The 11,473-nt window shown below is 48.3% G+C and carries 14 protein-coding genes; all 14 read right to left on the reverse strand.

What is annotated here, in order from left to right; all coding sequences use genetic code 11:
• Positions 1-75: 75 nt before the first annotated feature.
• Positions 76-711, reverse strand: a complete 636-nt coding sequence (pdeM, locus tag AC2JC8_RS08675; protein WP_484594544.1) for a ligase-associated DNA damage response endonuclease PdeM — start codon at positions 709-711, stop codon at positions 76-78.
• Positions 707-3,190 carry a ligase-associated DNA damage response DEXH box helicase gene (locus AC2JC8_RS08680; RefSeq protein ID WP_484594540.1) on the reverse strand — a complete coding sequence of 828 codons (2,484 nt, stop codon included), beginning with the start codon at positions 3,188-3,190 and terminating at the stop codon, positions 707-709. The genes pdeM and AC2JC8_RS08680 overlap by 5 nt, the downstream gene beginning before the upstream one ends.
• Positions 3,187-4,254, reverse strand: a complete 1,068-nt coding sequence (locus tag AC2JC8_RS08685) for a type III polyketide synthase (protein ID WP_484594541.1) — start codon at positions 4,252-4,254, stop codon at positions 3,187-3,189. The genes AC2JC8_RS08680 and AC2JC8_RS08685 overlap by 4 nt, the downstream gene beginning before the upstream one ends.
• Entirely contained in the window at positions 4,251-5,420 is a 1,170-nt protein-coding gene (locus tag AC2JC8_RS08690; protein ID WP_484401379.1) for an NAD(P)/FAD-dependent oxidoreductase, read from the reverse strand. Before AC2JC8_RS08690 ends, AC2JC8_RS08685 begins: the two co-directional genes overlap by 4 nt.
• Before the next feature lie 2 nt (positions 5,421-5,422).
• The gene (locus tag AC2JC8_RS08695) at positions 5,423-6,136 is read right to left on the reverse strand and encodes a methyltransferase domain-containing protein (RefSeq protein ID WP_484594542.1); all 714 of its coding nucleotides are present in this window, start codon (positions 6,134-6,136) and stop codon (positions 5,423-5,425) included.
• Positions 6,133-7,737, reverse strand: coding sequence for an ATP-dependent DNA ligase (locus tag AC2JC8_RS08700; protein WP_484420256.1), 1,605 nt, complete (start codon positions 7,735-7,737; stop codon positions 6,133-6,135). The genes AC2JC8_RS08695 and AC2JC8_RS08700 overlap by 4 nt, the downstream gene beginning before the upstream one ends.
• A 3-nt stretch (positions 7,738-7,740) precedes the next feature.
• Complete coding sequence (locus AC2JC8_RS08705) at positions 7,741-8,736, reverse strand: ligase-associated DNA damage response exonuclease (RefSeq protein ID WP_484401375.1); 996 nt, start codon at positions 8,734-8,736, stop codon at positions 7,741-7,743.
• Positions 8,737-8,785: 49 nt separating this feature from the next.
• A complete protein-coding gene (gene sepF / locus AC2JC8_RS08710) occupies positions 8,786-9,073 on the reverse strand; it encodes a cell division protein SepF (protein ID WP_295458394.1) in 288 nt (95 codons plus the stop codon).
• A gap of 114 nt (positions 9,074-9,187) precedes the next feature.
• On the reverse strand, positions 9,188-9,553 hold the full coding sequence (locus tag AC2JC8_RS08715; RefSeq protein ID WP_255131954.1) for an AbrB family transcriptional regulator: 366 nt from the start codon (positions 9,551-9,553) through the stop codon (positions 9,188-9,190).
• A 139-nt stretch (positions 9,554-9,692) separates the two neighbouring features.
• A complete protein-coding gene (locus tag AC2JC8_RS08720; RefSeq protein WP_484420258.1) occupies positions 9,693-9,908 on the reverse strand; it encodes a high light inducible protein in 216 nt (71 codons plus the stop codon).
• Between the two features lie 38 nt (positions 9,909-9,946).
• Positions 9,947-10,090 carry a high light inducible protein gene (locus AC2JC8_RS08725; protein WP_484401373.1) on the reverse strand — a complete coding sequence of 48 codons (144 nt, stop codon included), beginning with the start codon at positions 10,088-10,090 and terminating at the stop codon, positions 9,947-9,949.
• A 76-nt stretch (positions 10,091-10,166) separates the two neighbouring features.
• The gene (locus tag AC2JC8_RS08730) at positions 10,167-10,433 is read right to left on the reverse strand and encodes a hypothetical protein (RefSeq protein ID WP_484401372.1); all 267 of its coding nucleotides are present in this window, start codon (positions 10,431-10,433) and stop codon (positions 10,167-10,169) included.
• A 92-nt stretch (positions 10,434-10,525) separates the two neighbouring features.
• Positions 10,526-10,855 carry a hypothetical protein gene (locus AC2JC8_RS08735; RefSeq protein WP_484420259.1) on the reverse strand — a complete coding sequence of 110 codons (330 nt, stop codon included), beginning with the start codon at positions 10,853-10,855 and terminating at the stop codon, positions 10,526-10,528.
• 37 nt (positions 10,856-10,892) lie between these two features.
• Positions 10,893-11,473 (reverse strand): fatty acid desaturase (locus AC2JC8_RS08740; RefSeq protein WP_484594543.1); only part of this gene is annotated, 581 nt, incomplete at its 5' end.

The raw sequence follows: 11,473 nt of genomic DNA on the forward strand, positions 1-11,473 counted from the left end.
GCTTAATTAGAGGAATAGAAATCGCCCCCGCTAACGCGGGGGCTTTTTAATGGTTGAACTCATTTGCTAAAACAACTAGTTTTGCTTCCATTCCATTACAGAGCCATCTGCTACGAGCCAAATTTTTTCATCTTTTGAACAGGGATGGCCCCCCGTTAAACGTCCGAATGCAGGTAAGGCAAGCCGCTGATACTTTTCGCTGTAGCTAAAACATTGCAGACGCAAGCGATCGGCGCCTCCACCAACTACCGCTACTGGATGAAGGTGTCCGCAAATATTTAAAAGCCCTGTCCGTGGTTCTGGTATGTGGCTTAACCACAAGTCGCCTAAGGCCTGTGATGGTTCTTGGCATAATCCTTCTATCCAACTTCCCTTTTCATGGTTGCCACCAATAAGGCGTAATGGGCAACCCAGTAATTCCGGTAAAGCCTTAAGTTTCAACCTCAATTCAGGGGTAAGGCCATGATGGCTATGAATTAAATCACCAAGCACCATCACCTGCTCGGGTTGCATTTGATGGGCCAGATTCAATAGATCGTTCAGCGTGCTGCAATCACCATCACTAGGAAATGGAATTCCATAACATTGAAAAGTTTCTGCCTTGCCTAAATGTAAATCTGCTAAAAATAAGATTTTCTGCAGCGGATCCCAGGCAGCTTTTGCTCCTAGTAATTCTAATTTTTTGCCACGCCAGTGAAATAACACGTTAATTTTCTGCCCGTTCAGCTTCTTCTCGCAATCTCTCCAGCCGTTGCAAAAGTGATTCATTACTCATACGGTTATTTAATCGTTCTGCAAGCAAGGGGAAGGCAAAAGGAGAAGGCCTCACAGTGCGTTCCAATTGCAGGTTGCATCTCTTTAAGCGTTGCAGGGCGCCAGTGATTCTTGGTAGATCTAACTGTTCAATTAGCACTTCAGATCTTGCTTGGGCAAGTAATCGATTATTTGGTTCGTGGCGACTAAAAACATCAAACAAAAGTGCTGCGCTTATTTGCAATTGTCCGCCTGATTTGCTTTTTCCTGGAAATCCATTTAGCACTAAACCACTAATTTGAGCAATGCCTCGGAAACGGCGGCGGCATAACTCAGAAAGGTTTATTGCCTTTTCTAAATCAAGATCTAAATCTTCATTTGAAAGCAATTCATCGCTATAAACTTCAAATAACTCTTCAAATGGATAGCCCTTAGGCGCTAGCAACTCAAAGCCGTAGTCGTTCACCGACACGGTAATTGTGCTTGCTTGTTTACTAGTTAGTCGCCAAGCCCAAAGGAATCCCATGCCCTCGTGAACAAAGCGGCCCTCAAAGGGGTAGGCATAAAGATGGCTTCCTTCACGGCTATTGCACACCTCCACCAAAAGCTCATTTTGGAGTGGCAATCTTGATATCTGCTTTTGTCTTTCTAGCAGTGGTTCCAGGGCCTGCAGTTCAGGGCTATCGAGTTCTGCCTGGCCAGCCAGCGCTTTGGCGCAACGGTCTACTTCGGTGCGCAGGTGCTGGCTTAACAGATCGGATAACGCCATCTGCCCCCCGCTCCAGGCGGGCACAAGATTAGTTTTTTTTGAGCTTGCTTTTACGTATGCAGTCATCTCCCGTAGCCGTATAAATTCCAATTGACGCCCTGCGAAAAAAAATACATCTCCCGCTTTTAGCCTGCTAATGAATGCCTCCTCCACATGACCCAGCACAACTCCGCGCACGAAACGTACTGTTATTGATCTATCAGCGGTAATAGTGCCGATATTCATGCGATGCATCCTCGCAATAGTTTTTTCTTTTACTAAGCAGCGATTATTTTCGCGTTCAAGCTTGCGGTAACGCGGGTAGGCATTAAGGCAATCGCCGCCATGTTCTAAAAAGTTTAAGCACCACTGCCAATCGCTATCGCTGAGTTTGCGATAGCTCCAGGCCGTGCGAATTACCGCAAGCTCATTATCAGCTTCAAAGCCGGGTCCGCAGGCAAGGCTGGTGAGATGTTGTAGCAGCACATCGATCGGCGCATTTGGCGCACGGCGATCCTCCACTAACCCCTCCGCTAGTCCTCTGCGTAGAGCGCTTAATTCCAATAGCTCCAACGCGTTGGTTGGCATAAATAAAACCTGTGAGGTGCCCCCAGGTGAGTGGGCACTACGACCAGCCCGTTGCAATAATCGGGCCACATTTTTTGCTGATCCAATTTGTACAACCTTTTCGACAGGTTGAAAATCAACACCTAGATCTAGAGAACTTGTACACACCACCCAACGCAACGCCCCTGCTTTAACAGCTGCTTCGATCGCTTCCCGTTCAGTGCGATCAATGGCGCTGTGGTGCAAAGCCAGTGAGCCTTCCATCTCAGGGCAGGCATAACGCAAGCATTGATGCCAACGCTCAGCCTGGTTACGTGTATTGGTAAAAAGCAAGGTGGAAATGCCTGGTTCAAGAGCAGCCACTAAATCCTCATATCGGCGCAGGCCAAGATGGCCGGCCCATGGGAAGCCATTGATTGAATCTGGTAGGAGGCTGCGAATCGCCGTGCTGCGTTTTATGTTGCTGCAAATTAGACGTGGCTTTGTTGCTTGCTTGCCAGGATGTGCAGCGCCAACGGCACTACATGCCGCTTCATCGAGATTGCCGATAGTTGCACTAATTGCCCAAATACGGAGCTTTGGGCGCTGGCTACGCAGCCAGCTGAGGCATAGCTCTGTTTGTGTGCCGCGTTTACTTCCCATTAATTCGTGCCATTCATCGAGCACTACTCCATGTAAATCAGCAAATAACTCATTTGCTTTTGGATTTGCCAGCAGCAGGCTTAGCGATTCAGGGGTAGTAATTAAAATTTGCGGTGGGCTACGCAGTTGTTTACCGCGCTCGTAACTGCCGGTGTCGCCATTGCGAATCCCCACCTGCAAGGGCCAGCCCATCTCTCCTATCGGCTTCTGAATCGCTAAGGCAAGATCGCGGCTTAGGGCTCGCAATGGGGTGACATATAGCAAGTGCAGCCCTTTTTTGTGTTCTGCTGCCAGCAATTCAGCAATCGGACCCATTACAGCGGCATAGGTTTTGCCAGATCCGGTGGGTACTTGGATTAAGCCACTCTCCCCGCAAAGGTAGGCATCCCACGCTTCTTGTTGAAATGGCAGCGGCGTCCAGCCTTGCCGCTGGAACCAAGTAAGAATCGGATCCAAGCTGATCTGCTGCGCAGCGTTCACGGCAGTAGCAGTAGAGCCACTTCAGCGCTTAAACCAGGCCCAAAAGCCATCGCGATACAAGGGCCTGATGCTGCTGATGAGCGCAATCGATCGATGATGAACAAAATCGTTGCCGAAGACATATTTCCGTGTTCGCGCAACACCGCCTGTGATTCAGCGATCTGATCAATGTTCAGCTCAAGGGAGTTTGCGCAGGCTTGCAGAAGCCGTGGACCACCCGGATGTATCGCCCAACTAACAATTTCTGCTAAGCGATAGTTCTTGGCTATTAACCAACGCTCAAGCCAAGGTTTTAGCTGCATGGCTATTGCCTCGGGCACTTTTGCAGAAAGGCCCATTTCAAAGCCATGGTTGCCGATCTGCCAATGCATCAGTTCCTCTGAATTAGGAATCAGCAGCGAACCTGAGGCGAGCAGGCTGGGATAGTTATCAGCTTCAGCTTTCTTGGCAGTAGCTATTAGGGCAGCAGCTCCATCGGCAAATAATGCGTTTGCAACCACTTTTTCTGGGTCCCAGCCGTAGTAGAGATGAAGGCTGCAGAGTTCCACTGCGCAGAGCAATACCACTGCCTCGGCATCGGCATCCACAAAAGCTTTGGCTACCCGCAAACCGTTAAGGGCGCCATGGCACCCCATAAAACCCACATGGGTGCGTTGCACCTCTGGATCTAGGCCCAGTTGCTTGATTAAGTCCAAATCAAACCCTGGCGCTTGAAAGCCAGTGCAAGAAACAGTTATCAAATGGGTAATGCGGGTTGCTGCCATTTGCGCATCGGCTAGCGCCCGTTCAACTGCAGCTAATGCAAGAGGTGATGCATGGCGGGCATATTCAGCCATGCGGTCTGCGGTGCTGGGGTTCTCCTCGCCATAAAAAGGTAGTTGCTCGCTGCTATTTCCCGTTGCCAGCACACTGGCGCGGCTTTGCACCTGAGTTCGGCGCAAGATACGTTGCACCAAGCCATTTTTGTTGCTGCCCCTTGCGCTAACCCGCTCAGAAAGCAGTGCAGAATCAGCTTGGTTTACCTGATTTGGTGGCACTGCAGTGCCAATGCCGCGGATGTTCACGGTATCGCTACATGATTCAGCTGTGATACCAATTTTTTGGTGATAAGGGGTACGCGTTTGCTGAGGCCAAAGGCCAAAGCGGTTGTTAGAGGTTGTTGCAATAACAGTGCCATAGCCCGGCAGATTCGTTGGCGTCGTCCGATTTGTTTGCTTAAAACCCGCCGCCAGCGGCGCTCGATACTTTCACTCCAGCAAGCGATGCCTGTTAAAACCAAGGGCACCACTGCAGCTGCTGAAGTTAGAGCCCAGGCCATACCCTCCCCAGTGAAGGGTTCCACGTAGCCGGCTGCATCTCCCAGCAGCAAAAAGCGCTCACCACCAACAACTGTGGAATGGCGCGTAAGTGCGGGGGTAACTTGCCAATCAGCTTGCTCTAACCCCATCGGAATTGCAAAACCCGCGCTGAGTAGTACGGCGCGGGTTGCCTCTGCCGCTCCAAATGAATTGTTGTTGGTTTTTAGTGCCTGGCGATCAAAGGCAGCGGCAATGTTTAAGTAACCGTCCTCTCGCTGCACCAGCCCCACATAGCCCTGTTTTGCTATTGCCATATGGATAACTCCAGCTGAATAAGTAGTTGCTGCATCCCTTATTACGCAACCGGCACCAAGCCGCGATTGATGCTTGATATGTAACTCTCCAGCTTCAGATGCGGGTATGCAGCGATTAGCTAACCCCGCTGCAATAAGTACCACCTTGGCGCTTACCTGTTCAAGGTGTTTTGCGCCGATTTCCTGCAGGGTTACATTTCTTGCCTGCGCCGTTACCGGGCCTAATAGTGCTGTGGTGCCACTGCGGAAGTGTGCTCCTGCGGCGATCGCAGCCTCTACCAAAGCTTGATCGAATCGTTCCCGCGATAGTGCTCTACCACCAGGAAGTGCAATTGAACATTTTTTCCCTTTATGACCAAGCAATAGTTGATCTAAGGCAACACCCCCTTGTTGCTCGATTAGTTCGCTTTGGCCAACTGAAGCAAGTACTGCCTGGGCTTGAGCATTAAGGCAGCAACCACATACCTTCCAACGGGGAAAATTTCGTTTTTCTACAAGCAACACTTGAATCCCTTTACGGGCAAGCTCGATCGCAGCTAAGGCCCCAGCGGGCCCCGCACCCACTACAACCACATCCCAATTTTCAATGGCTTCGCCTGAGATGTGGCGCTCCTTCAAAATTAATTGCCTTCCCAGCTCAGAAGGTAACGCTCAGGCCAGCAACGCTGCAGCTTTGCATTTTGAATCCCTGCTCTTTGCGTTAAAGCGCGTACCTCTTCGATTTGAAAGGCAGCCTTAACTGATAAAGGTCCATCGGTGTGAACCACCCATGATCTGCTAAGCAATCGGGTTCCGGCCCATGCCATTCCATAACCTATGCGGCTGCGGATTAGGTCGGTTAATAAAACCAAACAACGGGCCCGCTTGTTCATAGTTCTAAGTAGCTGTTCTGCATCGGCGTTATTGAGGTGATGCAGGAATAGGGAACAGAACACCACATCAAAATCCTTTTCTTGATCTGATGCCTCTAAAGCATCGGCGCAAAAAAATTCCAATTCCACCCCACGGCGTAGTGAATTTGCCTTTGCGATTTCAACAGCCTCAGGATTTATATCGCATGCATGCAGTTTTATTGCTAACCCCTTACGCCTGGCCTGTAAAGCAAGATCGATCGCGGTGTCACCGCCGCCGCAGGCAAGTTCAAGAATCTGCAGGGGCTTGTTTTCTTTTTCTCTTGCCAGTTTTTCAATGGGAGCAAGCAAACTTGCAGATGTGCCGCTGATGAAATTGATGCGGCGCAATCCAGCTAAGGCACGGGCATGTTCATCGCGATCTAGCCCCGGTTGATCCATAAATTCGGGCTGTCGATCGCGCTTAGCAAGACTGTTTTTCATGCCAATAAAGCTAAAGCTGTTTTCAAACTGTCGGCCTCGCTTGCAATTTTGTCTTTGCGCCAGCGGTTGATCCGAGGGAAACGCACAGCAATTCCGCTTTTATGCCTTGTTGAGCGTTGCAATCCCTCGAAGGCCAGCTCAAATACTTGTATTGGCTCCACTACTCGCACAGGTCCGAAACGTTCGGTGGTGTGGCTGCGTATCCAACGATCCAGGCTTGTTATTTCAGCATCATCAAGGCCTGAATAAGCCTTTGCAAAACTCACTAATTTGCCTTCAGGATCCCAAAGCCCAAAGGTGTAATCAGTAAATAAATTGGCGCGGCGGCCACTGCCAGCTTGGGCGTAGATCAAAACCGCATCAAGGTTGTAGGGGTCGCGTTTGTGCTTCCACCAGTAACCGCGTTTGCGGCCTGTGAGGTATGGCGATTCCAAATTTTTAAGCATCACCCCTTCTGCAGCAACTGCTTCTGCCTTTTGGCGCAGGGGTTCCAGCTGTTCCCAGTTATCAAGTGGTAATCGAGGTGAAAGGCGCAGGCAACTTGTTGCCGCTGGTTTTATTAGGGCCTCAAGGGCATTGCGGCGCTGGCAGAGGGGTTGAGAACGGATGTCGTGGCCATTGAGTTCAAGAAGGTCGTAGACCACATAACTGGCTGGTAATTCAGCAAGAAGTTTGCGGTTTGGCTCCTTGCGACCCAAACGTTTTTGTAGCAACGCAAAGGGAGCTGGCAGCTCAGCCTCTGGGGGCCAAATCAAAATTTCACCATCGAGAACTATGCCATCGGCAAGATTCGCTGCGGCGGCTACCAAATCAGGAAAGGAGTTGTTAATTAATTCTTCGCCGCGGCTCCATAAAAAAACCTGATTTGCACGATGTATTAATTGAGCGCGGATACCATCAAATTTCCACTCAATTAACCAGTTGTTAGGGGGATTTGGTAACGGGATTTCAGGATCTTTAATCTCTAGTGGTGATGCAAGGAAAAATGGATAAGGACGGCTCGGAACTGATTCAGCTGTAGTTGCTGGCGCTACTAGGGCGATGTAGTTAGCTGCAGTTGCCTTGAAACCTCCCATAAGCCTGTGTTGCAACAATGCCTCATCAAGTCCAGTTAGTTGCGCTAGCGCGCGTACCACCAGCCCCGGTCCCACTCCCACCCGTAGAGCGCCGGTGAGCAGTTTGTTTGCCACCAATAATTCCGCTTGATTTAGGCCGCCCCAAAGTTGGCGCACAGCGGCAGCTTGTTCTTGATCTTTTAGTTTTGCTGCGTTGGGTAAGAGCTGTTCAAGCCAATAGTGCAAGGGTTGCCTTGTGCATGTTCCTTCCTGTTGCCACAACAACGAAATTGTTTCAGCTGAATCCCCCACTTGGGCGTAGCAATCGTTTAATAACCATTCCGGCAGTTGGGATTGATCAACACATATTTGCAAGAGGCGGCGCCCAGTAATTAAGCGCTTACCTTGCTTGCCGAGAAGTACATGTAAAGCCCATGCCGCATCTTCTGGTTCGCTTTCGGTTAAGTATTTGAGAAGCGCTGCCACTTTGGCATTGTTGCCGCTGCTCGTATCAAACGCGTTGTAGAGAGCTGCAAACCTTTGCATGGTTCAGCTGAAATCAGCATTTAGTGGTGCCGCGCTGATTCCTTCTACCTCTTTTAAGTAGCGGGCTAAGCCATCACTGTTGCCATGAGTTACGAAAACTTGCTGAGCTTTGCTTTCTTTAACGCTACTAATCAGGCCGGGCCAGTCGGCGTGATCGCTCATCACAAACCCCCTTTCATAACCTTTGCGGCGGCGAGCACCTCGCACTGCCATCCATCCACTCACAAATGCTGTTTGGGGAAATTTAAAGCGCTTCATCCACACCGAACGGTGAGCAGAAGGCGGCGCGATTATTAAGCGGCCGGCCAAGCTATCCCCCTTATTCACCATGCTCAAAGCTTTTGTTGGAGGCATAGAAACACCTGCGCAGCGGTAAGCAGGCATTAATGCTTCCACAGCTCCGTGCAACAAAACCTCATCACTTACGCCGATAGCAGCAAGTTCCGCTAACAAACGTTGGGCTTTACCAAAGGCATAAGCAAACAGAATTGATGAATGATCTGCGCTGCTGCGCCACCACTCCAAAATTTGCTGGGCTATTTCAGCGCCACTTTGCCAGCGATAGATCGGTAAACCAAAAGTTGCTTCAGTAATGAATACATCAGCTTTCACTGGCTTAAAAGGTGTGCAGCTTGGATCGGCGCATCGCTTGTAATCGCCGCTTACCAGCCAGCTTTCACCGCCTGCCTCCATTCGAATTTGAGCACTTCCGAGTACGTGGCCTGCAGGGTGAAATGAAACTTGAGCAGCGCCGATATGTAGCTGCTGTTCATAAGAAACTGCATTTATTTTGATTGCGGCACCAAGGCGTTTTCGCAGGATCATTTCACTGGAACTAATAGCCCAATATTCGCCGCAGCCTGGGCGGGCATGGTCTGCATGGGCATGGGTTATCAAGGCTCGCGATACAGGCCTCCATGGATCAATCCAGGCTTCTGCCGCTTTGCAATACAGCCCCTGGGGAGTTAGTTGAAGCAGGCTGCCAGAAGGCAGGGCCATAACGGTTGCTTAACAGCTGAGGTGAGCTTTTTTAAAGCCTCAGATAACTCTATTGGCGATCAACTTCAACAGCTGAATCCATGCGGCTCACCTGCACTTGGTGTGGGGTGAATAAAAAGCTGTTCTCCCCAAGCCGTTCAGCATTGCCATCTATGGCATCAACTGCTCCAGCAACAAAATCGAGCAGCCTTTGAGCTGCAGCGGCATCCATTTGCTCAGTGTCTACTACAACGCTTTTATGTTGTTTTACGGCGCTGGCTGCAGTTAAGGCATCCGCGTGCTGATGGCAGCGCAGGATCAGCACCTGGGATGGGAGAAAAACAAATTCAGAGTCCATCAGATTATTAAAACCCTAAATGCCATCCCATTAAATTTTTCTAATAAAAAAGCCGCTTTCCAGAGATGGAAAACGGCCTGTTGCAAAGAAATCAAGACTGAAACAGCTTGAAAATCAATCTTCTTCGTCTTCGCTAGTGCCAGCTGGAATTAAACGAATCTGCTTACGACCAAGCTTGATATCAAAATCGTCGCCTGGCTTGAGATTCAACATGGCTGTGTAGGCCTTACCAATCAAAAGATTGCCATTGCCTTGAACAGTAGCTACGTAGCTAAGTTTACGACCGCCTTTGCCAACAAGACTGCCATCGCCAAGATTTACGCCCTTTGCTTCCAATAAAGCTTCGTAAAAAGCTGTGAAATTCAAACGATCAGAACCATCCTTTTTCTTGCTTACATATCCGCAAGATTTAACTAGGGCAGATTTAGAGCCGTCGCCGAACTCCTTAACAGCTGCCAGCAGTTCAGAACCAGTGAGCATGAACCTTTCAAACGAGTTACCCCATTAACCTATCACTAAAGGGAGCATCTGCAAGGGTTAAATGCTTTCGGATGAGCTACTAGTTAGAAAATGGAACTGGTTTCGCTGATATTGTTGTTTGCATCGGGCTACATGGTTATCAGAAGCAAAAGGGTAGAAACTGTGTACGACAGGCGGCGAAGCCATCAACAAGGGCACCAAGACCAATTTGATGCACAATTCCGTAACCTGTGAGGCCTTCAGTAATGACGCCGATCAAGATACCGAGCATCGCAGCGCGGCCATTAAATAGTTCTACGCGTTTGAGCTGTTCCAATTGGATCAGCTGCTCTTTAGAAACTTGGCTGTTGGTCATTGTTTTGAAGATGGATTTGGTTTGTAGTAAAGAGAGAATCAGCCCAATCCGATTTGGGAAAGAATGCTCTGCCCGGTGAGTAATTCAGTTGCAAGGCCAATTACAAAACCAAGCATTGCCATACGGCCATTCCATGTTTCCGCAAATGCAACGAAGCCAAAGCGGGTGGTTGGATCAGCCATGATTGTTGAGAAGTGTTGCGCAAATCTTAGGGGATTGTTACGGGTTTGTAAAGAAACCCGTGGCATGTGCTGCTGCTCAACGCCAACCGTTGATTTTTTTGATCAATTTCTGGTGCCAGGGAGTTATGTCTGTGAGGGGAGTGGGAGTTATGTTGATTGTTTGGTTTAGTTCTGATCTCAAGCGACGCAATACGGGAATCAGTAGAAGCGCAGTCAGCAAGCTAAAAAACAAAAGATATGGCATCAAAGAAATCAAGCCAACTGCAAGGCCAATTCCACCCAGAATTTTCAAACCCCTTGCCAGCCAAGGTTTATCTACTTGCCCAGGAAGTAATGGCGCCATACAATTGAATATTTAAATAATATTAAGATAACATGCGCCTTGTAAACGAAAAATTTAAGCAAGAAATTGATAATTTTGTCTTTACAAGAAAATTAGAATTTAGCCATTGCTGTGATTTTGGATAATTTATCAATTCCTAAACCATCAAGTTCATCAATATTTAATAATTCATCTTTTACAAGTCTCGCGAAAACAAAAAGAATCCCTTCAGGGCGGAAATCAAAGCTTCCTTCAATTGTGTGCCTTTGGATGCTTAAAAAATCGTGTAGTTCCCATATTGTTTCAGCACTGCTGAGAGCCTCGGATTTCGCCCTTACAGAAGCCGCTAGCTGATCGATAGAACGTGTGTAGGCCCGATCAAAAGCAGTTCGCGCAATACCCTGCTCAATTTCTGTCCAGCCATCCAGCACAGTGTCGACCATATTCCAAAATTATTCTTATAATATTGTAATTCAAAGCCTATCCGATCGCGAGTAACCGAGAACGTTTGCGGGCTGCCGGCAGCTCAAACCAAGTAAGAGTTGGATGATCATGATGTTCTTGATGGTAACCAAAGTGATAACAGGCTAACAACGAAAGCCAAACCGGTAGATCAATGCTTCTCGTATGCGTATTTAAGTTTAAATGAAGTTTTCTATGGGGCAAATAAGTGCCAAATATAAAAAGTTGGAAGGAACTTAAAAACAGGGGAATAATGCAAAATAATAATATGTTGTATATTGACGATGGGCCAAGAGCTATAGCAAGAAGGAACCAAATGCCTATCAAAGCAAGCATTTGAGAGGTGCCTAGATAACCAACCATAAATTGTTTATACCAGCTTAAAAGCCCATCTGAAGGAGAGCTAGGGAAATCGGGATCAGCAGAGCCCGTCGGGTTGTAGTGGTGCCTTTGGTGCATTAAAAAAAGTTGATTATATGAAAGAGCTGCATAACAAAATAACATAACTTTGCCAATAAAATCATTCCAAAAAATACTTTTCTTATATAAAACTCTATGCATGGCGTCGTGGGATATTATAAATATACCCGTATGCAACT

The sequence above is a fragment of the Synechococcus sp. genome (genome assembly GCF_982614295.1).